Annotated in this window: 24 protein-coding genes and 1 pseudogene; 14 read left to right on the top strand and 11 right to left on the bottom strand. The window is 72.5% G+C overall.

The window, feature by feature from the left end; genetic code table 11:
* Positions 1–56 precede the first annotated feature (56 nt).
* Positions 57–1694 carry an LCP family protein gene (locus tag OG370_RS26010; protein WP_328468277.1) on the top strand — a complete coding sequence of 546 codons (1638 nt, stop codon included), beginning with the start codon at positions 57–59 and terminating at the stop codon, positions 1692–1694.
* A gap of 31 nt (positions 1695–1725) precedes the next feature.
* Here OG370_RS26010 and pdxR read toward each other — a convergent pair whose 3' ends face one another.
* On the bottom strand, positions 1726–3210 hold the full coding sequence (gene pdxR, locus OG370_RS26015) for a MocR-like pyridoxine biosynthesis transcription factor PdxR (protein WP_328468279.1): 1485 nt from the start codon (positions 3208–3210) through the stop codon (positions 1726–1728).
* A gap of 49 nt (positions 3211–3259) precedes the next feature.
* On the opposite strand from pdxR, the gene OG370_RS26020 reads away from it, so the two are divergent.
* The gene (locus tag OG370_RS26020; protein WP_328468281.1) at positions 3260–3772 is read left to right on the top strand and encodes a carboxymuconolactone decarboxylase family protein; all 513 of its coding nucleotides are present in this window, start codon (positions 3260–3262) and stop codon (positions 3770–3772) included.
* On the opposite strand, the gene OG370_RS26025 is transcribed toward OG370_RS26020, so the two are convergent.
* The 3 genes from OG370_RS26025 to trpS form a co-directional block, all read right to left on the bottom strand.
* Complete coding sequence (locus OG370_RS26025; protein WP_328468283.1) at positions 3750–4628, bottom strand: hypothetical protein; 879 nt, start codon at positions 4626–4628, stop codon at positions 3750–3752. The two genes, OG370_RS26020 and OG370_RS26025, sit on opposite strands and share 23 nt — an antisense overlap.
* A gap of 826 nt (positions 4629–5454) precedes the next feature.
* Positions 5455–6027 (bottom strand): 2'-5' RNA ligase family protein, encoded by a 573-nt coding sequence (locus OG370_RS26030; protein ID WP_328468285.1) that lies wholly within the window; start codon positions 6025–6027, stop codon positions 5455–5457.
* 129 nt (positions 6028–6156) lie between these two features.
* Positions 6157–7170: a tryptophan--tRNA ligase gene (gene trpS, locus OG370_RS26035; protein ID WP_328468287.1), complete on the bottom strand. Its 1014-nt coding sequence runs from the start codon at positions 7168–7170 to the stop codon at positions 6157–6159.
* Positions 7171–7359: 189 nt separating this feature from the next.
* On the opposite strand from trpS, the gene rocD reads away from it, so the two are divergent.
* Positions 7360–8616 (top strand): ornithine--oxo-acid transaminase, encoded by a 1257-nt coding sequence (rocD, locus tag OG370_RS26040; RefSeq protein WP_443060739.1) that lies wholly within the window; start codon positions 7360–7362, stop codon positions 8614–8616.
* A gap of 436 nt (positions 8617–9052) precedes the next feature.
* On the opposite strand, the gene OG370_RS26045 is transcribed toward rocD, so the two are convergent.
* Positions 9053–9814: a decaprenylphospho-beta-D-erythro-pentofuranosid-2-ulose 2-reductase gene (locus OG370_RS26045; protein WP_328468289.1), complete on the bottom strand. Its 762-nt coding sequence runs from the start codon at positions 9812–9814 to the stop codon at positions 9053–9055.
* Between the two features lie 16 nt (positions 9815–9830).
* Positions 9831–11198, bottom strand: coding sequence for an FAD-binding oxidoreductase (locus OG370_RS26050; RefSeq protein WP_328468291.1), 1368 nt, complete (start codon positions 11196–11198; stop codon positions 9831–9833).
* A 260-nt stretch (positions 11199–11458) separates the two neighbouring features.
* Here OG370_RS26050 and OG370_RS26055 point away from each other — a divergent pair, with 260 nt between their 5' ends.
* From OG370_RS26055 to OG370_RS26070, 4 genes and pseudogenes are all read left to right on the top strand, one after another.
* Positions 11459–11968: a phosphatase PAP2 family protein gene (locus tag OG370_RS26055; RefSeq protein WP_328468293.1), complete on the top strand. Its 510-nt coding sequence runs from the start codon at positions 11459–11461 to the stop codon at positions 11966–11968.
* Positions 11965–12918 carry a decaprenyl-phosphate phosphoribosyltransferase gene (locus OG370_RS26060; protein ID WP_328468295.1) on the top strand — a complete coding sequence of 318 codons (954 nt, stop codon included), beginning with the start codon at positions 11965–11967 and terminating at the stop codon, positions 12916–12918. The genes OG370_RS26055 and OG370_RS26060 overlap by 4 nt, the downstream gene beginning before the upstream one ends.
* A gap of 94 nt (positions 12919–13012) precedes the next feature.
* Positions 13013–13516: a GtrA family protein gene (locus OG370_RS26065; protein WP_328474408.1), complete on the top strand. Its 504-nt coding sequence runs from the start codon at positions 13013–13015 to the stop codon at positions 13514–13516.
* Positions 13517–13554: 38 nt separating this feature from the next.
* Positions 13555–14328: pseudogene (locus OG370_RS26070) on the top strand (YihY/virulence factor BrkB family protein); the annotation flags it as partial.
* Between the two features lie 43 nt (positions 14329–14371).
* Here OG370_RS26070 and OG370_RS26075 read toward each other — a convergent pair.
* The gene (locus OG370_RS26075) at positions 14372–15811 is read right to left on the bottom strand and encodes a D-alanyl-D-alanine carboxypeptidase family protein (RefSeq protein ID WP_443060740.1); all 1440 of its coding nucleotides are present in this window, start codon (positions 15809–15811) and stop codon (positions 14372–14374) included.
* Between the two features lie 139 nt (positions 15812–15950).
* Between OG370_RS26075 and OG370_RS26080 the strand changes: the two genes are divergently transcribed.
* A complete protein-coding gene (locus OG370_RS26080; protein ID WP_328468297.1) occupies positions 15951–16286 on the top strand; it encodes an SCO4848 family membrane protein in 336 nt (111 codons plus the stop codon).
* Between the two features lie 37 nt (positions 16287–16323).
* Here the strand turns inward: OG370_RS26080 and OG370_RS26085 are convergent, their stop codons facing one another.
* The 4 genes from OG370_RS26085 to OG370_RS26100 all read right to left on the bottom strand — a co-directional run bounded on the left by OG370_RS26085 (position 16324) and on the right by OG370_RS26100 (position 19836).
* Positions 16324–16797, bottom strand: a complete 474-nt coding sequence (locus OG370_RS26085) for a hypothetical protein (RefSeq protein WP_328468299.1) — start codon at positions 16795–16797, stop codon at positions 16324–16326.
* A gap of 3 nt (positions 16798–16800) precedes the next feature.
* Positions 16801–18111, bottom strand: coding sequence for an AAA family ATPase (locus OG370_RS26090; RefSeq protein WP_328468301.1), 1311 nt, complete (start codon positions 18109–18111; stop codon positions 16801–16803).
* A 26-nt stretch (positions 18112–18137) separates the two neighbouring features.
* Positions 18138–19037, bottom strand: coding sequence for a hypothetical protein (locus OG370_RS26095; RefSeq protein WP_328468303.1), 900 nt, complete (start codon positions 19035–19037; stop codon positions 18138–18140).
* Between the two features lie 337 nt (positions 19038–19374).
* Positions 19375–19836, bottom strand: a complete 462-nt coding sequence (locus OG370_RS26100) for an ATP-binding protein (protein WP_328468305.1) — start codon at positions 19834–19836, stop codon at positions 19375–19377.
* Between the two features lie 131 nt (positions 19837–19967).
* On the opposite strand from OG370_RS26100, the gene OG370_RS26105 reads away from it, so the two are divergent.
* The 6 genes from OG370_RS26105 (at position 19968) to OG370_RS26130 (ending at position 25620) form a co-directional block, all read left to right on the top strand.
* The gene (locus tag OG370_RS26105; RefSeq protein ID WP_328468307.1) at positions 19968–20822 is read left to right on the top strand and encodes a helix-turn-helix domain-containing protein; all 855 of its coding nucleotides are present in this window, start codon (positions 19968–19970) and stop codon (positions 20820–20822) included.
* Positions 20819–21088: a DUF397 domain-containing protein gene (locus OG370_RS26110; protein ID WP_328468309.1), complete on the top strand. Its 270-nt coding sequence runs from the start codon at positions 20819–20821 to the stop codon at positions 21086–21088. The genes OG370_RS26105 and OG370_RS26110 overlap by 4 nt, the downstream gene beginning before the upstream one ends.
* A gap of 353 nt (positions 21089–21441) precedes the next feature.
* A complete protein-coding gene (locus OG370_RS26115; RefSeq protein WP_328468311.1) occupies positions 21442–23835 on the top strand; it encodes a DNAJC11 domain-containing protein in 2394 nt (797 codons plus the stop codon).
* Positions 23836–23963: 128 nt separating this feature from the next.
* On the top strand, positions 23964–25070 hold the full coding sequence (locus tag OG370_RS26120; RefSeq protein ID WP_328468314.1) for a helix-turn-helix domain-containing protein: 1107 nt from the start codon (positions 23964–23966) through the stop codon (positions 25068–25070).
* Positions 25067–25210: a hypothetical protein gene (locus OG370_RS26125; RefSeq protein WP_328468316.1), complete on the top strand. Its 144-nt coding sequence runs from the start codon at positions 25067–25069 to the stop codon at positions 25208–25210. Before OG370_RS26120 ends, OG370_RS26125 begins: the two co-directional genes overlap by 4 nt.
* A complete protein-coding gene (locus OG370_RS26130) occupies positions 25207–25620 on the top strand; it encodes a hypothetical protein (protein ID WP_328468318.1) in 414 nt (137 codons plus the stop codon). Before OG370_RS26125 ends, OG370_RS26130 begins: the two co-directional genes overlap by 4 nt.
* Positions 25621–25777 lie beyond the last annotated feature (157 nt).

Below are 25777 nucleotides of genomic sequence, written 5' to 3' on the forward strand. Positions count from 1 at the left end.
CCAGCTCCTCCAGTGGTTCCCGGAGGCATGGCGCCCGGCGCCCGGGAGACAACGACATGAGCGCGGCCGGCCCGACGACCGGGCCGGTTGACGGCGTACCGGTGGAGGGCGGGCGCGCCGCTGCCCGCAGGAATCAGAGGAACCAGGGGAGGCGGGGCGGCCGGCGGGCCCTGAAGATCGTCGGCCTGACCATGGGCTTCGTGCTGCTGCTCGGCTGCGGCGCCGCCGCCTACGCGTATTTCAAGCTGTCCGGCAACATCAAGTCCGACGACCTGTCCGCCAATGGCAAGAACGGCGCCGGCACGGAGAAGCCGGACGCGTTCGGCCGCACCCCGATCAACCTGCTGGTGATCGGCTCGGACGAGCGCGGCAACGCGGGCGACAGGAAGCTCGGCGGCGCCGCCGACTCCAGCGGTGCCCGGGCCGACGTGGAGATGGTGGTGCACATATCCGCCGACCGCACCAACGCGACCGTGATGAGCGTCCCCCGCGACCTGGTCGCCAGTTGGAGCGGCTGCCACGACAAGGGCCATCCCAGCATGGGCCCGCAGACCGACCAGAAGATCAACGCGGCGCTCAACGGCGGCCCCGGGTGCAGCGTGGACGCCGTGCACCAGCTCACCGGGATACCCATCGACCACTTCATGAAGGTCGACTTCAAGGGGGTGGTGAACATGTCCAACGCGGTCGGCGGGGTGCCCGTCTGCGTCGACAACGACGTCTACGACCCCTACAGCCACCTGAAGCTGAAGAAGGGCGACCACGTGCTGCAGGGCGACGCGGCCCTGGAGTTCCTGCGCACCCGGCACGGCTTCGGCGACTCCAGCGACAGCCGCGGCCGCACCGTCGCACAGCACATCTACCTCAACTCGCTGGTCGGCACTCTCAAGAGCCACGGCACGCTGAGCAGTCCGACGAAGCTGTGGAAGCTCGCCAACGCCGCCACCTCCGCACTGACCGTGGACAACGCGCTGGACACGCCGAGCAAGCTGATCGGCCTCGCCAACGACCTCAACAAGGTCCCGCAGAACCGGATCAAGTACGTCACCCTGCAGACGTACGACACCAAGGTGAACGGCGTCGATGAGACGCTGATGAGCAAGCCGAGCGCGCCCGCGCTGTTCCGTACCATCATCGACGACCAGTCGCTCACCACGGCCAGCGGGAAGGCGAAGCCGACCACCACGCCCACCGTGGCACCCGGCACCATCGCCGTGCAGGTGGAGAACGGCTCGCAGGCCACCGGCCGGGCCGGCGCGATCGCGCAGGAGCTGATCGGCAAGGGCTTCAGCCGGCAGACCAGCTCCGGCGACGGCCCGGACACCACGACCACGTCGCTCAGCTACCCGGCCGGCGAGCAGGCGCAGGCCCAGACCGTCGCCAAGGCGCTCGGGCTGCCGTCGAAGGCGGTCAAACAGGGCACCGGCAACCAGATCGTGCTGCTGCTCGGCACCGACTGGACCACCGGCACCGTGTACCCGGGCGGCAAGGCCGCCTCGACGCCCTCCGACACCAAGCAGGCCCTCGACGGCGCCAACTCCAAGCTCAGCAAGTGCGCCCACGTCAGTACCTTCGACGACGTGATCGGCCTGAACGCGGCCGGCCAGCCCACCTCCTCCGACCACACCTACGGCAGCACCTCGCCGACCCACGCCTACGCACTGAGCCCGAACATCAAGGACTCGGCGCCGTAAGGGCGTTGGGGCGCCGAGGGTCTGGTCCAGGTCAGCCGCAGAACTCCGCGAGCACCTCGCACAGCAGGTCCAGCGCCCCGCCGAACGCGTGCTCGGGCGGGGTGGCGTAGCCGATCACCAGCGCGGGGCGGGCGGCGGTACGGGCGCCCAGCAGGTCCAACCCGCCCAGCGCCAGCCCTCGTTGCCGGGCCCGCTCGGTCAGCTGCTCCAACGGGACCGCCGTCGGCGGGAGTTCGACGACCGCGTGCAGTCCGGCGGCGATGCCGGAGACCCGGACCGACGGCACCCGCTCGCCGAGTGCGGCCACCAGCCGGTCCCGGCGGGCCCGGTAGCGCAGCCGCATCCGCCGCACGTGCCGGTCGTGCGCGCCGGAACCGATGAACTCCGCGAGCGTCAACTGGTCGAGCACCGGCGAGTGGTGGTCGGCCATCCGCTTCTCCCGGAGCACCGCGTCCATGAGGTGCGGAGGCACCGTGATCCACGCCAGCCGCAGCCCGGGCGCCAGGCTCTTGCTCGCGGTGCCGGCGTACACCACGTGTTCGGGCGCCAGGCTCTGCAGGGCGCCGACGGGCTGGCGGTCGTAGCGGAACTCGCCGTCGTAGTCGTCCTCGAAGACCAGGCCGCCGGTGGCGCGGGCCCAGTCGACGACCGCGGTGCGGCGCGCGGGCGACAGCGGGACGCCGGTGGGGAACTGGTGCGCGGGCGTGAGCAGCACCGCGTCCACGGTGCCGTCGAGGTGTTCCACCCGGGCGCCGTCGCCGTCCAGCGGCAGCGGTACGGTCTCCAGCCCGGCGGCCCGCAGCAGCGTGCGGGTGTCGGGGAAGCCCAGCTCCTCCACCGCGATACGGCGCCCACCGCGGGCGCGCAGCACCCGGGCGAGCAGGCCGACCGCCTGGACGAAGCCGGTGCAGACCATCAGCAGTTCGGGGTCGGCCCGCACGCCCCGCACCCGGGCCAGATACGCCGCGAGCGCCTCCCGCAGCTCGGGCCGCCCGCGAGGGTCGGAGTACCCGAACGCCTCGCTCGGCGCCGCGGTCAGCGCCCGGCGGGCGGCGGCGCCCCAGGCGGCCCGGGGGAAGGCGGAGACGTCCGGCGAGCCCGGCCACAGCGAGTACGGCAGCCGCACCGCGTCCGGCACCATCCCCGGCGGCCCCTCGGCGGCGCGCGCCCGGGCGGCCCCGGCCCGTACCGGTGACGTGGCCTGGCGCGCCGCGACCGCCGTGCCCGACCCCTGCCGCGCGGTCAGCCAGCCCTCCGCGACGAGCTGCCCGTACGCGTCCGCCACCGTGTTCCGCGCCAGGCCCAGATCGCGGGCGAGCGCCCGGCTCGACGGCAGCCGCGTGCCCGGTGCGAGCCGCCCGTCCCGCACCGCCTCGCGCAGCGCCGCCTCCAGCCCCGCCCGCGCCCCGGCCCCCTGATCGCGCTGGGCGGCGAGGTCGAGCAGCAGGTCGTGTCCGCCCGCGCGGCCCGGCGCGGCGCGGCGGCCCTGCTCCCCGGAAGTGGCCCGTGCAGTCATACGGCAAGTGGACCACGGGACGGAGCCACTTCGCGGCTACGTTGGCGGTATGAGCACTTCCGAGCAGACCTCTTCCGCCCCGGCCCCCGGCGCCGCCGGTGACGCCACCGTGGCCCCGCCGCCGCGCCGGATCGACCTCAACGACAAGGCGCCGGACTTCTACCAGGCGATGTTCGCGCTGGACAAGGCCGCGTCCGCCGGGCTCGACCCGGTCGTGCGCGAGCTGGTGCGGGTGCGCGTCTCGCAGCTCAACGGCTGCGCGTACTGCGTCGACAAGCACAGCGCCGACGCCCGCGGGCTGGGCGTCACCGAGCAGAAGCTCACCGGGCTGACGGTGTGGCGCGAGACCCCGTTCTTCACCGCGCGCGAGCGCGCCGCCCTCGCGCTGGCCGAGGCCGTCACCGCACTGGGCGCCCACGGTGTCCCCGACCCCGCCTACGACGGTGCCGCCGCGCTCTTCGACGAGGACGAGCTGCCCCGGCTGATCGCCATGTGCGTGACGATGAACGCCTGGAACCGGATCGGCGTGACCTGCCGGCTCAGCCCCCTGACCCGAGCCTGACGCCCTGCGGCTCGGCGCCGGCGGCATCCGCCGGCGCCCCGCCCTCCCCGTAGCGGGCCAGCGCCAGCCCGCCGGCCACCGCCAGCACGAACCCCGCGACGGCCGCCGGGGCCCAGCCGGCCCGGGTCCTGTCATGCAGCGCGAGCACCCCGACCAGGGCGGGGCCGACCGTCTCGCCCAGCACCATCCCCGCGGTGGCCGCGGTGACCGAGCCCTGGTGCAGCGCCGAGGTCAGCAGCAGGAAGGCGGCGCCGCCGCCGACCAGCAGGGCGTACGACGCCGGGTTCGCGACCAGCGCCCGCGCCGTGACCGGGTCGAGCAGCCGCACCGCGACCTCCACCACGCCGAAGCCGAAGCCCGCGCCCAGGCCGAGCAGCGCGGCCCGGAACCGCCGCGGGAGCCTCCCGGCGGGCAGCGCGCCCAGCGCCAGTACCGCGAGTGCGGTCGCCAGGATCGCCCAGCGCAGGGTGCTGCCGCCGTGCCCCGAGCCCTCGCCGCCCGAGGCCAGCGCGAGCAGGGCCAGCCCGCCGCAGACCGTGGCCACCCCGGCCCACTCGCCGCGGGCGAGCCGCGTGCCGAGCAGCGGGCTCGCCAGGACCGCGGTCACCGCGAGGCTCGCGGCCAGCGCGGCGCCCACCGTGTACACCGGCAGGCCGCGCAGCGCGATCACTTCCAGCACGAAGCCGGCGCAGTCCAGGGCGAGGCCGGCGATGTACGGGGTCTGGCGGACCGCCGCCACGAGGAGCCCCGCGGCGCCGCGGCCCTCTCCCGCCACCCGTGCGGCCATCGCTTGCAGTGCCGTTGCCGCGCCGAAACACACCGCGGCGCCGAGCGCCGCGACCAGTCCGATCCCCATCCGCCGATGCTACGGCCCCCCGCCCCCCCGCCCCCCGGGTGCCCCGGTCCCGCCGCCCCCGGGACCACCCCCCCGGTGGTGGGCTGGTCGCGCAGTTCCCCGCGCCCCTTTGGGGCGGTTGCCCGCCGCGGCAACGATGCTGTGCCGTCGTGGCTTGTCGCGCAGTTCTCCCCCAGAGCTTCGCCTGGGAGGTACCCCCACGCGCCCCTGGGACGGTGCCCCTTGCGGTCGTGCCTTCGCCTTGCGGCGCGCTGTGGCTGGTCGCTCCGTTCTCCCCCAGAGCTTCGCCTGGGAGGTACCCCCACGCGCCCCTTTGGGGTGGTTGCTCGCCGCGTTCACAGTGCCGGTGCGTTGTGGCTGGTCGCTCCGTTCTCCCCCAGAGCTTCGCCTGGGAGGGACCCCCACGCGCCCCTGATTTTGTGCGGCTCCTTCCGCGAAGAAGGGCGCGCCCCTGGGTAGGTGCGGGTTCTTCCGCGGAGGAGGGTGCGCACGCTGCGGGGTGGTCTGAGGCGCGCTGTGCAGCGGGGGCGCGCCACAACAAGGGGCGCGGGGAACTGCGCGACCAGCCCATCACCGGGGGAAGATCCGGAGAACCCTCGCAAGGGGCAGGCTCTGCGGACGCTCAGCGCGTCAACAGAACGCAGCCGAGGAGGCGGCACGGGGGCGCCCCCGAAAGGAGCGAGCTTCGTTCCGCGGAAGAGCCGAGGTTACCCAGGGGCGCGTGGGGGTACCTCCCAGGCGAAGCTCTGGGGGAGAACGGCGCGACAAGCCACCCACCGGGGGGTGGTCCCGGGACGGGCGGGACCGGGCCACCCGGGGGGTCCCGTTACCGCGGAGCGGTGACGCGTCGCCCGTGTTGGTGCGGGAGCGGCGGGAGCTCCTCCGCGCCGAAGGGATAGACGCGGAGCTGCCGCCAGACATCGTCGGCGCCCTGTTCGTAGAGGGCGAAGCCGGACGCGGTCCACTCGGCGGCGAACCCCGCCAGCTCGGCCTGCGCCCGATCCATCGCATCCTCGGCGATGCCGTGCGCGATGGTGACGTGCGGGTGGTACGGGAACTGGAGCTCCCGGGCCACCGGTCCGGACCGCACCTGCTCCTGGAGCTCACCGCACGCGGCATCCCCCTCGGCGATCCGCACGTAGACCACCGGGGAGACCGGCCGGAAGGTCGCGGTGCCGTCGAGCCGCATCACGAACGGCCGCCCGTACGAGGCGACCCGGGAGAGGTGCCGGCCGAAGCCGTGCAGCTCCTCGCGGGCCACCTCCGTCGGCGGAAGGAGCGTCACATGCGTGGGGATCGCGAAGGCCGCGGGGTCACCGAACCCGGCCCGCCGCTCCTGCAACAGCCGCCCGTACGGCTCCGGGACCGCGATGGACACGCCGATGGTGGTGGTACCCACTGCGTTCACCTCTTTCCCGGGTCGCCTCACGGTCGTGCTCGTTCGTCCTGCTCAGTGTCGCGCGCATGCCGAGGAACCGGACAGCGACGTGCGTCACAACCCGATCCATCCCGCCGTACGGCCGGTACTTCAGTGCTTCGCCGGCAGGAAGCCGATCCGGTCGTACGCCAGCGCCAGCGTCTCGGCGGCGACGGCCCGTGCCTTCTCGGCTCCCTTGGCCAGAACGGAGTCCAGCGTCTCGGGGTCTCCCAGATACTCCTGCGTGCGCTCGCGGAACGGTGTGACCCACGCCACGAAGATCTCCGCGAGGTCGGTCTTGAGCGCACCGTAGCCCTTGCCCGCGTATCGCTCCTCGAGTTCGGCGATTCCGGTGCCAGTGAGGGCGGAGTGAATCCTGAGCAGGTTGCTGATGCCCGGCTTTTCCGTTTCGTCGTACCGGATGACCGTGTCGGTGTCCGTGACCGCGCCGCGGAACTTCTTCGCCGACGCCTTCGGCTCGTCGAGCAGGTTGACCAGACCCTTCGCGGAGGCCGCGGACTTGCTCATCTTCGCGGTCGGGTCCTGGAGGTCGTAGATCTTCGCGACCTCGCGCACGATGTGGGCCGCGGGCAGGTTGAAGGTCTGGCCGAAACGCCCGTTGAACCGCTCGGCGAGGTCCCGGGTCAGCTCGATGTGCTGCCGCTGGTCCTCGCCGACCGGCACCGCGTCGGCCTGGTAGAGCAGGATGTCGGCGACCTGGAGGATCGGGTACGTGAACAGGCCCACGGTGGTGCTGTCGGCGCCCTGCCGGGCCGACTTGTCCTTGAACTGCGTCATCCGGGACGCCTCGCCGAAGCCGGTGATGCAGTTCATCAGCCAGCCGAGCTGCGCGTGCTCGGGCACGTGGCTCTGCACGAAGAGCGTGCAGCGCTCCGGGTCCAGGCCCGCGGCCAGCAGCTGCGCGGCCGCCAGCCGGGTGTTGGCGCGCAGCGTCGCCGGGTCCTGCGGCACGGTGATCGCGTGCAGGTCCACCACCATGTAGAAGGCGTCGTGGGTGTCCTGCATCGCGACGTACTGCCGGATCGCACCCAGGTAGTTGCCCAGGTGGAACGAGCTGGCAGTGGGCTGGATGCCGGACAGGGCACGAGGTCGCAGGTTGGCCATACCTCCATTCTCTCAGGCCGCGGGCCCGCGCCCACACCCCCGGGCGATGCCGTCGATCCTTCGACGCACGGGCGGGTCCGCGGGAGGTTTCACCGGGACGGCGGTGAGCGACGATAGAAACGAGGGCACCACCCCCGCCCCGCTCCAGGCCCGGCCTGGCTCCTGACGCATGACGAACGGAGTACGCACGTGACGAACGACGAACCCGGCACCTCGGCTTCCGGCAGCGCCCCGGCTCCCGACAGCACCGCGACCGACCGTGAGATCGCGGTCGTCGAGGAGTACAGCGCGCACAACTACCACCCGCTGCCCGTCGTCGTCGCCTCCGCCGAGGGCGCGTGGGTGACCGACATCGACGGCCGCCGGTACGTCGACATGCTCGCCGGGTACTCGGCGCTCAACTTCGGCCACGGCAACCCGCGGCTGATCGCCGCGGCGAAGGCGCAGCTGGACCGGGTGACGCTCACCTCGCGGGCCTTCCACCACGACCGGTTCGGCGAGTTCTGCCGGGGGCTCGCCGAGCTGTGCGGCAAGGACATGGTGCTGCCGATGAACACCGGGGCGGAGGCGGTGGAGACCGCGGTGAAGACCGCCCGCAAATGGGGCTACCAGGTCAAGGGCGTGCCGGACGGCCGGGCGAAGATCGTCGTCGCCGAGGGGAACTTCCACGGCCGCACCACCACGATCGTCAGTTTCTCCACCGATCCCGAGGCCCGCGCGGACTTCGGCCCGTACACGCCGGGCTTCACGATCGTCCCGTACGGCGACCTCGCCGCGATGGAGGCCGCGGTCGACGACGACACCGTGGCGGTGCTGATCGAGCCGATCCAGGGCGAGGCCGGCGTGCTCGTGCCGCCGCCCGGGTACCTCGCCGGGGTGCGGCGGCTCACCCGCGAGCGCGGGGTGCTCTTCGTCGCCGACGAGATCCAGTCCGGCCTCGGCCGCACCGGCCGCACCTTCGCCTGCGAGCACGAGGACGTGGTCCCCGACGTCTACGTCCTCGGCAAGGCGCTGGGCGGCGGGGTCGTCCCGGTCTCCGCGGTGGTCGCCTCCCGGGACGTGCTCGGCGTCTTCCACCCGGGCGAGCACGGCTCCACGTTCGGCGGGAACCCGCTGGCGTGCGCGGTCGGCATCGAGGTCGTCGACATGCTGCGGACCGGGGAGTACCAGCAGCGGGCCGCGGAACTCGGTGACCACCTGCATCGCGAGCTCGCGGCGATCGCCTCCGGCGGGGCGGTCACGGCGGTGCGCGGGCGCGGGCTGTGGGCCGGGCTCGACGTCGATCCCTCGCTCGGGAGCGGGCGCGCGCTCACCGAGCGGCTGCTCCGGCGGGGCGTGCTCGCCAAGGACACCCACGGGTCCACGATTCGGCTCGCGCCCCCGCTGACCATCTCCAAGGAGGATCTCGACTGGTCCCTGGAGCGTCTTCGCGACGCTTTGACCTGACCCCCCGCAGCGGGTGGTCCCGCCCGCCCCGGGACCACCCCCGGTGGTGGGCTTGTCGCGCCGTTCTCCCCCAGAGCTTCGCCTGGGAGGTACCCCCACGCGCCCCTGGGTGACTTGCGGCTCTTCCGCGGAACGAACCTCGCTCCTTTCGGGTGCCCCCGTACCGCCTCCTCGGCCGGGTTCTGTTGGCGCGCTGAGCGTCCGCAGGTCTGCCCCTTGCGGGGGTCGCCGGATCTTCCCCCGGTTGATGGCTGGTCGCGCAGTTCCCCGCGCCCCTTGTTTGTGGCGCGCCACCGCTGCACAGCGCGCCTCACTTGGTGCGGCTCCTTTCGCGGAAGAACCCGCAGCTTCCCAGGGGCGCGGGGAACTGCGCGACAAGCCCACCACCGGGGGGTGGTCCCTCAACCGGGGGGACGGGGGCACCCGGGGGGTCCTGTTACCGCGGAGTCGTAATGCGGCGGAAGAGGGGGCGGGGGAGGTGGCGGAGGGCGGACATGACGGGGCGGAGCCGGCCCGGCACCCAGATCACCTCGGCCCGGCGCCGCAAGCCGGACTCGATCGCGGCGGCAACCACCTCGGGTGTCGTGGCGAGCGGCGCGGCGGGCAGATGCGCCGTCATCCGGGTCCGCACGAATCCGGGCCGTACCGCCATGACATGGACCCCGCAGGGGTGCAGCGCGTCGCCGAGCCCCTGGGTGAACGCGTCGAGCCCGGCCTTGCTGCTGCCGTAGATGAAGTTCTCCCGCCGGGCGCGCTCCCCGGCGACGGAGGAGAGCACGACGAGGGAGCCGTGCCCCTGGCGCTGGAGCGCCGCCCCGCAGATCAGGGACGCCGAGACCGCCCCGGTGTAGTTGGTCGCGGCGACCCGTACGGCCGACAGCGGCTCCTGCTCGTCGCGCGCCTGGTCCCCGAGCACGCCGAAGGCGACCAGCACCATGTCGATGTCGCCCTCGGCGAAGACCTTGCCGAGGACCTCCTCGTGCGAGCCCGGGTCGAGCGCGTCGAAGCCGGTGACGTGTACGTCGGCGCCGAGCGCGGACAGCTCGGCCGCGGCGGCGTCCAGCGCGGGGGAGGGCCGCCCGGCCAGGTGCACCCGCCGGGTCCTGCGGGCGATCAGCCGCCGCGCGGTGGCCAGCCCGATCTCGGAGCCGCCGCCGAGCACCAGCAGGGACTGGGGAGCCCCGAACGCGTCCTTCATGAGCGAACTCCCTACGTCACAGCGCGAGCCGCCGCGCCAGGTCCGAGGTGATGGCGCCGCGCGGGTCGTGGCGGGCGCGCAGGGAACGGAAGTCGTCCAGCCGCGGGTACATCCGGGCGAGCATGTCGGGCCGCAGCCGGGAGTCCTTGGCGAGGTAGACCCGGCCGCCGGCGGCCGCGACCGCCTCGTCGAGCTCGTCGAGGAGCGCGCCGAGCCCCGGCAGCCCCGCGGGGATGTCCAGCGCGAGGGTCCACCCGGCCATCGGGAAGGAGAGCCAGCCCGGATCGCCCGACCCGAACCGTTTGAGCACCGCGAGGAACGACGGGCAGCCGCGGGTGCTCAGCCGGCGCACCACCGAACGCAGCGTCTCCTCCTGGCCGTGTCCGACCACGAACTGGTACTGCACGAAGCCGGCCCGGCCGTAGACGAGGTTCCAGTCCGGCAGGCCGTCCAGCGGGTGGAAGAAGGTGGCGAGCTTCTGGAGCTGGCCGCGCCGCTCGCGGGGCGCCTTGCGGTACCAGAACTCGTTGAACAGCCCGACGGTGGTGCGGCCGAGCAGCCCGTCGGGCGCGGGGCGCGGCGGGGCCGGCAGCCGGCGCGGGCGGAACGCGAGGGGGGCGCGGCGGGCCCGCTCCGGCAGCGCTTCGAGCGGGGCGTGGTCGCCGCGGGTGAGCACGGCCCGGCCGGTGCGGGCGCCACGGGCGAGCAGGTCGATCCAGGCCACCGAGTAGCGGTAGTGGTGGTCGGCGGTGGTCATCCGGGCCATCAGGTCGTCCAGGTCGGTGGCCCGCTCGGTGTCCACGGTCATCAACGACGTCTCGACCGGCAGCAGTTGGATCGTGGCGGCCAGCACCACCCCGGTCAGGCCCATCCCGCCGGCGGTCGCCCAGAACAGCTCCGGCTCCGCCTCCGGGGTCACCAGCCGGGTCTCGCCGTCGCCGGTCAGCAGCTCGAAGGCGAGCACGTGCCGGCTGAAGGAGCCCGAGACGTGGTGGTTCTTGCCGTGGATGTCGGCGCCGATCGCGCCGCCGACGGTGACGTAGCGGGTCCCGGGGGTGACCGGCACGAACCAGCCGAGCGGCAGCAGCACCTCCATCAGCCGGTGCAGCGACACCCCCGCGTCGCAGGTGACCACGCCGCCGACGGCGTCGATCTCGTGGATACGGTCCAGCGCGGTCATGTCCAGCACCGCGCCGCCCGCGTTCTGCGCCGCGTCGCCGTACGCCCGGCCCAGGCCCCGGGCGATGGCGCCGCGGCCGTCGCAGGCCCGTACCGCCTCGACGACCTCCTCGTACGTGCCCGGGCGCAGCAGCCGGGCGGCGGTCGGGGCGGTGCGGCCCCAGCCGGTGACGGGGGTGGTGGCCGGCGCGAGCGGTACGGGCATGTCCGTGAACGTACCGTCGGCCAACCCGGAGAAATGCCCTATGGGGTGAGGTTCGGCGGTATATGCGGCTTTTCTCACCGTAACGGTCGATCGGGAGGGGTAAGCGCGGGTGCCGCACGGTAAGCATTCGCAGTCCGATGGCCGAATCGTATGACTCATGCGCCGTGTGCGACGCGCACGACGCACGCGACCCAGGGGACGCGGGGACGCGGCCGGCCATCGGCGCGAAGCCCGACCGAGGAAGCGAGGAGGTGCGGCCGGTGTTCCGCCCGGATCACGACCTGCTGACCGTGCTGCGCGGCTGCGGCCGGCAGCCGTACGCCGCCGCCGCGGCAAGGGGGCTGTCGCTGGCCGGCGAGCACGGCGCGGTCTGGCTCGCCGCCGGGCTGGCCGGCGCGGCGGCCGACCCGGCCCGCCGCGGCGCGTGGCTGCGCGCCACCGTGCTGGTGGCCGCCTCGCACGCCGCGAGCATGGCCGTCAAGCGCGTGGTGCGCCGCCCGCGCCCGCAACTGCCGCCCGGAGCCGCGCCACTGGTGCGCACCGCCGGCCGGCACAGCTTCCCCAGCTCGCACGCCGCCTCCTCCGCCGCCGCCGCGCTCGCCTTCGGCGCGCTCGCCCCGGCCGCGCCCTTCCGCCCGCTCGCGACCGCGATCTGCCTGTCCCGGCTGGTCGCGGGCGTCCACTACCCGACCGATGTCGCCTTCGGCGCGCTGCTCGGCGCGACCACCGCCCGCCTCGGGCGGGACTGGACCCACAGGGGTGTGCGATGAGTGAACCCGCCGCCGTCATCGAGCAGTCGGCGCCGCCGGCGCTCGCCGTCCCCGACACCGGCTGGACCCTCGCCACCGGGCTGCTGCGGGCCGCCCGGCCCCGGCAGTGGGTGAAGAACGGGCTGGTGCTCGCCGCGCCGTTCGCCGCCGCCCGCCTGCTCGACCTCGACGAGGCGATACGGCTGGCGACCGCGCTGGTGCTCTTCATCGCCTGCTCGGCCGCGGTCTACCTGATCAACGACGCCCGCGACGCGGAGGCGGACCGGGCCCACCCGGTGAAGTGCCGCCGCCCGGTCGCCAGCGGCCAGGTCCCGGTCTCCGTCGCCTACACTGCCGGCGGCCTGCTCGCCGTCCTCGCCCCCGCCGTGGGCGCGCTCGCCTGCAACGGCCACACCGCCGCGCTGCTCGCCGCGTACGTGGTCATGCAACTCGCCTACTGCCTGCGGCTGAAGCACATGCTCGTGGTCGACCTCGTCATCGTCACCACCGGCTTCCTGATGCGGGCCATGGCCGGCGGGCTCGCCCTGAACATCGATCTCTCCCGCTGGTTCCTGATCACCTCCGGCTTCGGCGCGCTGTTCATGGTCGCCGCCAAGCGGTACTCCGAACTCGTCCTGATGTCGCAGCGCGACGGCGACCTGACCGCCACCCGCGCGCTGCTCGGCGAGTACACCATCGGCTATCTGCGGTTCGTCTGGCAGCTCGCGGCGGGCGTGGCCGTGCTCGCCTACTGCCTGTGGGCGCTGGAGAGCAGCGGCGGCGAGCACGGCCTGCTGCCCTGGCGGCAGTTGTCGATGGTCCCCTTCACCCTGTCGGTGCTGCGCTACGCGGTCTTCGCCGATGTCGGCGCCGCCGGTGAGCCCGAGGACGTGGTGCTGCGCGACCGCCCGCTGCTGGTGATCGCCATGGCCTGGAGCGCGCTGTACGTGCTCGCGGTGGTCAATTCGTGAGGCGGCGGGTGGGGCGGCCGGTGGGGCGGGTCTCGTCGTGCGCGGGCTGAGGGGGTCCGCGCGGCACGGGGTGAGCGGGGCCGCGCGGCGCGGGATGTGGCCGGAGTTGATGGGGTTCGCGCTGGCCGGAGGGGCCGCGTACGCCGCCGACCTCGGGCTGTTCGTGTGGCTGCGCGGGCCGGGCGGGATGGGGCCGCTGACCGCGAAGTCGCTGTCGTTCCTGGCCGGCTGCTCGGTGGCGTACCTCGGCAACGCGCTGGGCACCTACCGCGGTCGCGGCCCGGTCCGGGGCAGCCGGGCGCGGCGGTACGGCGCCTTCTTCGCGGTGAACCTCGCCGGGGCGCTGGTGCAGTTGGCGTGCCTGGGCTTCTCGCACTACGTCCTCGGCCGCACCTCGGCGCGCGCCGACGTGGTCTCCGGCGCGGGCGTCGGGATGGTGCTGGCCACCGCGCTGCGGTTCTGGGGCACCCGGACGCTGGTGTTCAGCTCCGCCGCCCGCCGGGACGGGCGCGGCCGGCGACGCCCGGACGAGGGGCCCGCGCAGCCCGCGGGCGTGCAGGCAACCGGGGAGGGTAGCCGCCCGACATGGACTGGTTGACCCGGCTGCCGTGGATCGGCCCGCACATCGCGCGGGCGATGCGCACCCACGCGTGGCGGGCGTTCGCGCACCTGCAGACCGTGCACTGGACGCGGCTGGCCGCCGCGATGACCTTCACCAGCTTCCTGTCGCTCTTCCCGCTGCTCGCGGTGGTCGCCGCGGTCGGCGCCGCCACCTTGTCGCATCACCAGCTCGACACGCTGGAGCACAAGATCTCCCAGCAGATCCCCGGCATCGCCGACAAGCTCGACATCAACAGCCTGGTCTCCAACGCCGGCACCATCGGCGTGACGGCCGCCGCCGCGCTGGTGTTCACCGGTATCGGGTGGGTCGGCTCGCTGCGCGACTGCCTGCGCGCGGTGTGGCGCAAGGACGACGAGGAGCGCAACCCGGTCAAGGCCAAACTCTCCGACGGCGGGGTGCTGCTGGGCCTGGGCGCGGCCGCGCTGGTCTCGCTCGCGGCCTCCGGCTTCGCCACCGCGGCGGTCAACTGGACCGCCGACCGGGTCGGCCTGGACCACCACGGCCCGGGCCGGGTGCTGCTCACCGTCGTCGGCTACGTGCTGGCGATCGTCGCGGACTTCCTCATCCTGGTCTACCTGCTGACACTGCTGCCCGGCGTCGACCCGCCCCGCCGGGCCGTCGCGGTGGCGGCGCTGATCGGGGCGGTCGGCTTCGAGATGCTCAAGGTCGGGCTGAGCGGCTATCTGCGCGGGGTCGCGGGCAAGAACGTCTACGGCGCCTTCGGCACCCCGATCGCCCTGCTGCTGTGGTTCAACTTCATGGCGAAGCTGCTGCTGTACTGCGCCGCGTGGACCGCGACGCAGTACGGCGAGGTGGCGCCGCGGGGCGCGGTCAGTGCTTCCGGAGGGAGCGGGGACGGCGCCGGCTCGCCGGGCGGTCCGGAGAAGTCCCTGGCTGCTGCGCCTTCGTCTGCCCCTGCGTCTGCTCCTGATCCGGCGCGGTCCGCTGAGCGGGGGGAGACGCCCGGAGCGGGAGGTCCCGCACCGCGCTCCGGCTCGCACCGCTGGGAACCACCGCGGACGGAAGCGGACGGCGACGCCGCACGACGATGATCACCGCGGCCAGCACCACCAGGGTCGCGGCGGTGATCCCGGCCGCCGTCCACAGCCCGCGGGACGACGAAGAGGAAGAGGACGACGCGGCGGCGACCGCGGTCCGCCCGTCCGTCGCGACGGACGACGGCGCCGACGTCTTGGGCGCGGGCAGCTGGCTCAGCGGAGGCACCAGGGTGCCGACCGGCTTGACCGTCGGCGCGGCCTTGAAGCCCCAGTCCAGCAGCGACGCCGCCTCGCGGTAGACCGCGTTGTGCCCCGACACCGCCGGGTCCGGGTGCATCACGGTGACCAGCAGCTTGCGCCCGCCGCGCTCGGCGACCCCGGTGTACGTGGCGCCGGCGTTCGTCGTGTCGCCGTTCTTCACCCCGGCGATGCCCGGGTACGGCTTCACGTCGTAGTCACCGCTGAGCAGGCGGTCGGTGTTCTGGATCTGGAAGGACTCCCGGGTCTTGCCCGGCTGGCCCTTCTTGGGGTGCTTGACCTTCTTGTAGTCGCCCGGGAACTTCGCGGTGACCGTCGAGCAGTACTCGCGGAACTCGGGGAGCTGGAGCCCCGCGCGGGCGAACAGCGTCAGGTCGTACGCGCTGCTGACCTGGCCGGGCATGTCGTAGCCGTCCGGCGAGACCACGTGGGTGTCGTCGGCCTGGAGTTCGTGCGCCTCGGCGTTCATGTCGGCGACGGTCGCCGGGACGCCGTGGTTCATCGCCGACAGGACGTGCACCGCGTCGTTGCCCGAGCGCAGGAACACCCCGAGCCACAGGTCCTTCACGGTGTAGGTCAGGTTCTCCTTGATCCCGACCAGGCTGCTGCCCTCGCCCATGCCCTTCAGGTCCGAGGGCACCACCTTGTGCACGGTCGACGCCGGCAGCTTCGGTATGAGCATGTCGGCCAGCAGCATCTTCAGGGTGCTGGCCGGGGCGAGCTTCCAGTGCGCGTTGTGCTCCGCGAGGACGTCGCCGGTCTCGGCGTCCGTGACGATCCACGAACGCGCGGTGATGCCCTTCGGGAGCGCGGGCACGCCCGCGGCCGCGTTCACCTGCGTGCCCGGCAGGCTCATCCGGTCGCCGCCGACCTTCGACATCACCGCCGGCGGGCTGGGCGTCTTCGGCTTGGCCGGCGCGGCCTGTGCGGTGCCGGCCAGCACGGTCCCTCCCAGCAGGAGGGCGGTCAGGGACGCCGCGGACGCTTTCAGGGCTGAGGTCACTGTCTTGGCCACCCGCAGAACGTACCGGGCCCGGCCACCCTCCCGCGCCCCCGGGCCCCGCGCCCGTCACGTGACCCTTCGCACGCCCGCCGCCCGGAACCCCCGCACCCCGCCCGTCGTCCCTCCCGACAGCCCGCCCATACTGGTACGTATGAAGCTCAGCCGCCGCGTCTCCTGGTTCCTGGTCGCCTTCGGCGTGTGGTCCTGGATCGTCTGGACGACCTTTGTGAAGAATCTCTGGAAGGACACCAGCGGCCTCGCCTTCCACCACGGCGACCACTCCCACCCGACCGCGTACTTCTGGATTCACCTCGCCCTCGCGATCACCTCCACGATCCTCGGCACCGCGATCGGCGTCCTCGGCATCCGCGGCCTGCGGGCGCTGCGCCGCGAACGGGACCGCGTGGCGGGCGAGCAGCAGCAGGACCTGCGGGAGCAGCAGCAGCCGTCCGACCCGAAGCCGACCGAGCAGCCGGCCGCCCGCTGACCCTGATCGACGGGTCAGTGGCGGGTCGGCGCCGAGGTCACGCGTAACAGGACAGCAGCTCGTCCAGCGTCCAGACCGTCGCCTCCACACCGGAGGTACGGGCCAGGTAGCGGTCCCGCTCGATCAGGATGTTCAGGTCGCCGCAGCCGAGCCCGTTGGAGGCGTGCTCGACCAGCGTGCTGCCGGTGCGACCTCCCTGGATCAGCGCCTGCAAGTGCGCAGCGCCCCACTCCACCTCGTTGAGCGCCCAGGGAGCGTCGCCCTTGACGACCGCACGCAGCATCGCCGCGAAGAGCTCGGCACAGGTACGCCGCTGACGGCCGTCGGCGAGCTGGGCTATGTGGTTGCCCGTCTCGATGATCGTGGTCACCGGGAGCAGCAGGTCACAGTCGCGCGCCTCACGCCTGGCCTGGTATTCCTCGACCACCTTCGCGTGGTCCTGGCACTTGCCAGGGATCTTCAGCAGGTTGCAGAGGATGGAAGTGTCGACGAACTCGACCCTGCGTGCCATACGTCACCCGATCCCCAGCAGTCGGTCGAACTCGGTGTAGTCGCGATCGCGGGGCGGGCGGGTTTCGAGGCGTCCGCGGGTGACCACTTCGCCGAGTGAGCCCGCTGCCATGGCCGCGGGATAGCCGTCGAGTTCGGTGAGCCGGGTCAGGCGGCTGGTCCCCGTGTCGGGATCGCGCCAGCAGACCACCACGCCCTCGTGATCCTCGGAATCGAGTGCGGAGAGCAGCGCCGGGCTGTGCGTGGTGATGAGCACCTGGGTGCTGTTGGCCGCACCGGCCTGGCGGACCAGCCCGAGCACCTCGGACGCCTGGGACGGATGGAGGCCGTTCTCCAGTTCCTCGATCACCAGCATCAGCGAGCGTTCGTCCCGCTCGGTGGTGGAAGGCCCCAGGTCGAGCCCGCCACCGCCGGTGAGGAGCGAGGTCGTGATGGCCAGGAAGCGGAGCATCCCGTCGCTCATCTCCCGGGCGGGTGTGAGGCCGAGCGGGCCCTCGTTGAGCGCGATCATGACGTCGCCGAGTTCGGAACGGGTGACCGCGAGCGTCTCGATCTCGTGATCGGCGAGGCCGCGCAGCAACTCCACCAGGCGCCCGAAGAGGGGCCCGTCGGTGCGCTCGATGTTCCCCACCGCGGCGGACAGGTTCTCGGCGGTACGGCGCAGGCTGCTGTCGCGTGAGGGGACGTACTGGCGCATGAGGTGGGGGACGGGGTCGAGGTGGAAGACGCCCTCCAGCGTGGAGATCATCGTCTCGGCGCACCGCACGGCGTACTTGCCGCCGGGCGTCTCACCGTCGACGCGCAACGGGAGCTGTGCGGTCAGAAGGCGGGAGCCGCGGAACCGGAGTTGCGGGTCCCTGCCGGGTTTTCCGTTGTGCCAGGTGGCCACCACATCGCCGTGCTCCGCGTTCGACTCGCGGCTCACCAGCATGTCCTGGCGGCCGTCGTCGGTCCGGGCCGTCAGCCGCTCCTCGATGATCTGCACCTCGGGCTCGACCTGGACGGTCACGTCGAGCTGGATCGGTCCACGCTTCGTCCGCACGCTGCACCCGAGCGAGAAACGGTCGGAGCCGTGCGGGACGCACCCCGCCAGTCCGCCCCGGACCGCGCCTTCCGGACCGCGGCGGCTCTCCAGCGCCTCGGTGATGTCCTCGCCCCGGGCGAGCCGGGACAGCACTTCGAGACCGTCGAGCGCGTTGGACTTCCCGCTGCTGTTGCGACCGATGAGCGTGGTCAGCGGGGCAAGGGGGAGGACCTGGTCGCGAAAGCTCTTGAAGGCGGTCAGCCGCACCTCTTCGATGCCCTGGACGTTCACGCGATTCAAGCTACCCCAGCGGGTCATCAGGCGGCCCTTTTCGTGGCGGGCGCGGGGGGTGGGGTGGGGCGGCAGTCGGCGCAGCGGGTGGTGGGGTCGTGGGTGCGGAAGGCGCGGTCGCAGCCGTCGCAGGTGTGGAGGGGGGCCGGGCGGCCGGTTGGCAGGGGTGAGGGTGGGAGCGGGGGTGGCAGGAGGGCTGTCAGGCGGTGGGCGAGGAAGCGGCCCGGGTGGTGGATGGGGCCGTGCGGCAGGCCGGAGGTCAGGGCGCGGGCGACCTGGTCCGGGTCGGCGAGACGCTCCAGCCAGGTGTCCACGGCGGGGACCAGGCGCGCGATGTCGCGGGCGGGCAGCAGCAGGCGGGGGTCGGCGAGCCGCAGCCGGGCGAGCAGGTCGGCGGCGGGTCCCCGGGCGGGCGCCAGCGCGGGCTCCTCGGCGGGGATCGGCGTCGGGCGGGCCGTGGAAGTCCGCGCGGGTCCTTCCGGGCGGATGCCGCCCCCTCCGCCTCCTCCGCTCGGTCCGCCTCCTCCGTCCGGTTCGGGCGGCCGCGGGGGCCAGGGGTGGCCGGGCTCCGGGCGGTCGTACGCGATCGTGCGGCTGGCGAACCGGCCGCCGCCGATCAGGAAGCGGCGCCGCTCCAAGTAGCCGGTGGCGACAAGCTCGTTGAGCGCGCGGCGGATCGTGATCTCGCCCTCGGGGAAGCGCGCGGTGAGCGCCTTCACGGTCACCGGGGCACCGTCGGGCAGCGACAGGATGTACACGCCGAGCCCGATCGCGAGGGCGGACAACCCGGTGTGCTGGGCCAGGTGGTTGCCGATCACCGTGAAGTTCTCGGTGTGGCGGTGCCGGACGTGGATCACCCCGGAGTACGGAGTGCCGTCGGGGAGTGGGGACGCGGACAGGGGCGCGTTAGACTCAGGGTCAGCCATCGGGAAGGTTTGTTCTTCCTGGTTGGTCAGGCCCTCGGACCAGGATTGCCGTCCTGCCGGGGGCCGAAGTCGTTTCGGTGGGTGGGGCGCTGCCGGTGGTGCGGAGTGGCGGCGCCGTTAGCGGCGACCGTACCGCATCCATCCGACAATCCTGACGGTATGTCACCCGTTCGGGTTAATGGTCGGATGCGGGCCGGGGGAGCCCCGACTGTGGGGACGGCAGGGGTGGTTGGTGGTTCTTTCACCTGGTCCTTTAGGGGCCTCGCGACCGGCCGGTACCGGGGCCACCGCAGCGTGTACGGCCACGCCCCGGACGTGGATCGCCGCCGCGCATGCGCTACGGACGCGCCCCCTGCGGGCCTTCGTCCAGGGCCACTTCCGCCCACACCGTCTTGCCGACCTCGCGCGACGAGACACCCCACGCCCGCGCCAGCGCCTGCACCAGCAGCAGTCCTCGGCCCGACTCCGCCTCGTCTCCCGGCCGTACCCGCGCGAGCACCGGCCGCCGCTCCCCGCACGCGTCGCTCACCTCGATCCGTACGACGCCCGCGCCCGGGTCCCACCCGAGCCGCAACTCGAAGTCCCGGCCGGGCACCCGCCCGTGCGTCACCGCGTTCGCGGCCAACTCGGCCACCACCGACGCCACCGACGCCACCGCGTCCGCCGACTCGCCGTCGCCCGGCACGCCCCACTCCGCGAGCCGGCTGAGCGCGAGCCGGCGCGCGAGGCGGGCACCGTGCCGACCCGAGGGCAGGCGCCGGGTGAATGTGGTGGTCAGGGTGGAGATTTCGCCATTCATGTGACCGAGAGTGGTCGAGCGTGCATAGGTTGAGAAGGAGCGGCGCCGGGACGGTACGCGGCCTGTCCGGGTGCCTCGGTGACGCGTCCGGGCGTCCGGGCGTGACGCGGCGGCGTACGGGAGGCGGTTCGATGACGACCGGGGCAGGGGAGCCGGGCGGCGGCACCGAGGAACAGGACTGGGACGAGGGCGCGACCGACATCCTCAAGACGGTCGGCAAGCAGGTGAAGCTCTGGCGCGAACGCGCGGGCCTGAAACAGGCGGAGTTGGGCGCCCGCATCGGCTACAGCGAGGAACTGGTCTCCTCGGTCGAGCGGGGCCGCCGCGCCCCGAAGCCGGAGTTCCTGGTGGCAGCCGACGAAGTAGTGGGCGCGGGCGGCATGTTGGCCGCGTTCACGGAGGATGTGGAGCGCGCGCGGTATCCGAAGAAGGTCCGTGACCTGGCCCGGTTGGAGGCGGATGCGGTGGAGCTGTGCGGCTATGCCGGAACGGTCATGCACGGCTTGCTCCAGACCGAGGACTACGCCCGAGCCCTGTATCGGATGCGCCGACCCGTGATGGACGACGACATCATCGAGACGAACATCTCCGCGCGCATGGACAGGCAAGGGATCTTCGGCCGACGTCCAGCTCCGTTCATCAGCTTCGTCCAGGAGGAGGCCACCCTTCGACGCCCGGTCGGAGGAAGGTCGGTGCTGCGGGGCCAACTCGAACACCTTCTGGAGATCGGGCGATTGAGGCACGTAGAAATCCAGGTGATGCCAACGGCTCTTGAGGACCATGCTGGCCTGAGCGGACCATTTCAGCTTATCGTTCCGAGAGTCGGACCCAAGGTCGGGCACGTGGAAGTACAGCAGTTCAGCCGCGTCGTCTCCGACCAGAAGGAGGTCCGCCGGCTGGACGCCCTCTACGGGATCATCCGCGCACAGGCTCTGACGCCGCGTGAGTCGCTGGCGTTCATCGAAAAGGTGCTGGGAGAGACATGACGAGCAAGCCGTACGCCGCTGACAACACCCAGTTGCACTGGCGCAAGAGCAGCTACAGCACCGCCGATGGCCCGCAGTGCATTGAAGTCGCCCTCTCCTGGCGCAAGTCCAGCCACAGCAGTAACGAGGGCCCGGCCTGTGTCGAGGTCGCGGCCTGCCCCGAGATCGTTCACGTCCGGGACTCCAAGGACCCGGAGGGGCCGCAGCTCGCGTTCGGGCCCGAGGCGTGGGCCGCGTTCGTCGCGTACGCCGCCGAGCGGGCCTGAGCCCGAGGGCGTCAAGTGCCGGACGGGTCTGCCTGGGCGGTGAGTTGAACGTTTCAATCACGTCGGGTGTGGCCGGGTAGGGTCGCGCGGCGACGGGCAGCGTAGACGACTTCCTTCCTGGGCATTGCCCGGATCGAAAGCACGGGTCTAACCTGGCGCACGAGTTGAACCGAATCAACTGCACCGGGTCGTCTCCGCGTGCCGTCCAGCGTTCGATGCCGGCGAAGGAGCGGGACGGGCGGTGCCCCGTGTCGGGTTCCGTGTCGGATTGCGTGACGGCGCCGGGACGACGGCTGACGCGGACGACCGTTCGCCTGCTCGGCTTCGCCGCTGCCCCGCCAGGAGGCACCCGTATGGTCACGCGTAGAACGTTCCTGTCCGGCTCGGCGGTCGCGGCGGTGGTCGGCGTCGGCGCGGAGCCCGCTGTCGCCGAGGCCCGTACGCCGGCGGGCGCCGGGTCGATGCGCCCGATCGACCGGCAGGCCGTCGTGGCCCGCCACCGCGTGGTGCGTGGGAAGCTCGACACGCAGAGCCCCCTGCAGGTCGGCAACGGCGGGTTCGCGTTCGGCGTCGACGTCACCGGGCTACAGACGTTCGTGCCGTTCAACACCATGTCGGACTGGGGCTGGCACAGCTTCCCGCTGCCGCCCGGCCAGGAGCCGTCGGACTTCCGCGGCCAGGTCTGGGACACGCACGGCCGGCCCGTCGACTACCCCATTCCCAACCCGGACCAGCCCGAACTGTCGGCGTGGCTCTACGCCAATCCGGCCCGCCTCAACCTCGGACGTATCGGCATGGAGCTGACCATGCCCGACGGCCGCGCGGCCACCGCCGGTGACCTCACGGCCGTCCACCAGGAACTCGACCTGTGGACCGGCGTCCTCGACAGCCGGTTCGAGATCGCGGGCGAGCCGGTCCACGTCCGTACCTGCTGCCACCCCGACCACGACACGATCGCCGTGCAGATCGACTCGCCGCTCGTCGCCACCGGGCGGTTGGCGGTCCTCCTCGACTTCCCGTATGCCGACGGGCAGGAGTTCGCGGCGTACGTCGGTAACTACGGTGCGCCGGACGCCCACACGACGACGGCGACGACGCGCGGGCACGACCGCGCCGACATCACGCACCGGCTGGACTCGACCGAATACCACGTCGCGCTCGCCTGGGAAGGCCAGGGCGCGTTCACCGCGCTGGGCGCCACCACCGGTGAACTCGCCATCCGTACCGCGCAGTACGGAACCGACGGTCACTGGGCCGACGTCACCGGCATCCTCGCGCCGCTCGTCGCGGACAACTCGCTGACCCTGCCGGTCAATTACCTGAACCTCGGCGACCCGGCGCCCGGCCAGGCCAAGCGCCTGGAGGTCGGCTACACGTACGCGGGCCAGGACCACGACATCGTCGTCCCCGACGGCCAGACTCTGTCGATCGGAGCGGCGGCCGACCGGCACCGCTACCGCCTCGCCGCCGGCGGCCGTACCGACCGGCTGCGGTTCACCTGCACGTACGCGCCCACGCAGGCCGGATCGGTGCCGACGTCGAGCGCGAGCTTCGCGGCGAGCACCCGGGCCTGGCGGCAGTACTGGCTCTCCGGCGGGGCGATCGACCTGTCCGCGAGCACCGACCCGCGCTGGGAGGAACTGGAGCGGCGCGTCGTGCTCTCTCAGTACCTGATGCGCGTCAACGAGGCGGGCTCGCTGCCGCCGCAGGAGGCCGGGCTCGTCAACAACGGCTGGAACGGCAAGTTCCACATGGAGATGTACTGGTGGCACGGTGCGCAGTGGGCGCTGTGGAACCGCTGGCCGATGCTCGACCGCAGCCTGGACGTCTACGAGCGCTTCCACAAGTCGGCGCGCGAACGCGCGGAATTCCAGGGCTTCGGCGGCGCGCGCTGGCCGAAGTGCACGACGGCCGACGGGCGCGAGTCGCCGCACGTCATCCACGCCCTGCTGGTGTGGCAGCAGCCGCACCCGCTCTTCCTCGCCGAGATGGACTACCAGGCGCACCCCGACGAGAGCACGTTGCACAAGTGGCGCGACATCGTCTTCGACACCGCCGACTTCCTTTCCTCCTGGGCCTTCTGGGACGAGGCCACGAGCCGCTACATCCTCGGCCCGCCCATGTACGTGGTCTCGGAGAACACCGACCCCAAGACCACCCAGAACCCGACGTTCGAGCTGGCCTACTGGCGGTTCGGCCTGCGGATCGCGCAGCAGTGGCGCAAGCGCCTCGGCCTGCGCGACGACCCGCAGTGGCAGCGCGTCCACGACAAGCTCGCGCCGCTGCCGGTGCAGGACGGCGTGTACGTCCTGAACGAGGGCGTCCAGGACATGTGGACGAAGTGGAACTACGAACACCCGGCCCTGATCGGCCCGTACGGCTGGCTGCCGGGCGACGGTGTCGACGTCCCCACGATGGCCCGTACCGCCGAGAAGGTCTTCACCGGCTGGCAGTTCGACCAGACCTGGGGGTGGGACTTCCCGATGCTCGCGATGTGCGCCGCGCGGCTCGGCCGCCCCGCCGACGCCGTGGACTTCCTGCTCCACCCGGCCGCGGGCTTCCAGTTCGACGACGCCGGCCTGGCCACCGGCGGGCCGTTCCCCTACTTCCCCAGCAACGCCGCGCTGCTGTACGCCGTCGCCTTCATGGCCGCCGGCTGGCACGGCGCCCCCGACCACCACGCACCGGGCTTCCCCGCGGACCGGAGCTGGTCGGTGCGCTTCGAGGGGCTGCAGCCGGCCCTGTGAGTTCTCGTCGGGGGCCGGTCCGACGAGTCCGCACTTCCTGCGAGGGGCACGCGGGTGACGCCGTCGTCCTCACGTCATCTGGGTGATCCGCATCGCTCGCCTGGGCCGGGTGTGCAAAAATCGCACACATGGAAACGGCGCAGAACTGGGGAGAGGTCGGCGAGCGGATCGCCGAGGCCCGCCTCGCCGCGGGCTTGAGCCAGGGCGATCTCGCCTCGCGAGTCGAGCTGGACCGCACCGCAGTCGTCCGCATCGAAGCAGGCGAGCGGCGGATCACCGCATTGGAGCTGTCCCGGCTGGCCGACGCGTTGGGCGTCCCCCTGGCGCACCTGCTCTCGCGACCACGAGAGGCTCTGGTCTCCCGCCGTACCGCCCTCGAAGAGACTTCCGACGGCACGGCCCGCTCCCGGTACCGGCTCGACGCCCGGCTCGAGGAACACGCCCGGTTCGCCGCCTGGCTCGTCTCACACGGTCACCTGCGGCCACCGGTGCTCGACGACGCACTGCTGCGTACTCCTGGCATGTCACCCGACCCCGTGAAACTGGCGCAGGCGGCCCGGGGTGTCGCCGGGCTCGTGTCCGGCCCGCTCGGTGCGCTGGCCGACGTTCTGGAGTGCTTCGGCCTCTACCTGACCGTCGTCGATGACGCGGGGGAGGGCGCATCCCTTCTTCAGGACGGGTACGGCGTCGCCGTCATCAGCGGCGAGCCCCAGCCGGGTCGTCGGCGGTGGACGGCCGCGCACGAGCTGGGTCACCACCTGTTGCAGGACGAGTATCACAGCGACGCGGGAGTCGCGGCCGCGCGGGACGAGCGCGAGCAGCTCATCGACCGTTTCGCCGAGGAGTTCCTGCTGCCGGGGGACGACATGCGGTCCGCCTGGGCGGAGACCGACGGGGGGAGGAGCCCTCGGGCGGTCCTGCTGGACCTCGCTGCCCGCTACCGCGTGTCATGGAGCGCGGTCGTCAACCGTGCACGTCGTCTGGACTTCATCGATGTCACGGACGCCCGCCGCTACAAGGCGGACATACCGCAGCGCGGCGATTTCCTCGCCGCCCACGGCAGCCAACCGGTACCGGACCTGGAGATCGGCACCACCGGTAGGCAGTGGCGCAAGGCGACGCTGCAAGCCTGGTTCGCCGGCGCCGTCACCGCGCCGCGAGTTGTCGAACTGCTCTACGGCGCCATCAGCGAGGACGAACTCCCCAGCCGCGACGTGGAAGACGAGCTGCCGTGATCGCGCAATCCCCGTTAACGACCGCTACGGGGCCGGTGCTGATCTGGGACACCTCGCCTCTGCTGCATGCCATCAAGGCGGAGAAGACCGACGTGCTGCACGACTTCGCACCTGGAGCGACGGGCCGCGGCGTAACGTGACGACCGAGACCGTTCGCCACGAGATCAGGCGCCAGGGTCTGGAACTCGGCGGGCTGGACTGGCTTGACGTGGTGCATCTGGACGACCTCGACGAACTGAACCGACTGGTCGTCTGGATGGACCGCGTGTCGGGCCAGAAGTCCAACCAGGGCGAGGCGACCGTTCTTGCCTGGGCGGACGTGCACGGGGCGGTCGCGGTGATCGACGACGGCGACGCACACCGGATCGGACGGCGGCACGGGCTCGGTGTCTGCGGCTCGCTGCGGATCGTGGCCGAAGCCGTGGCGGATGGACGCACGACCGAGTACGTCGCCACCACATTCGTGGACACCCTGATCGGGACCGGGATGCGTTATCCCTGCCGGCTCGGCCAGTTCATCCCCTGGGCCAAGCAGAACGGCCTTGTCTGAGGGCCGGTGCGGGCGAACGGGTCCGCTGCGTCGGACCCGTAGCCCTCATGCCCCGCCACCAGTCAGGTGATTCCGGGGGCGGGTCCGGGCGGGTGGGCGGGTCGCTGCGCCCGACACGGTCCATGATCGCCTACGCCGACATCTCGGCCTCGGCTGT

Origin of the sequence: Streptomyces sp. NBC_00448 (genome assembly GCF_036014115.1) — a bacterium.
GTDB lineage: Bacteria > Actinomycetota > Actinomycetes > Streptomycetales > Streptomycetaceae > Actinacidiphila.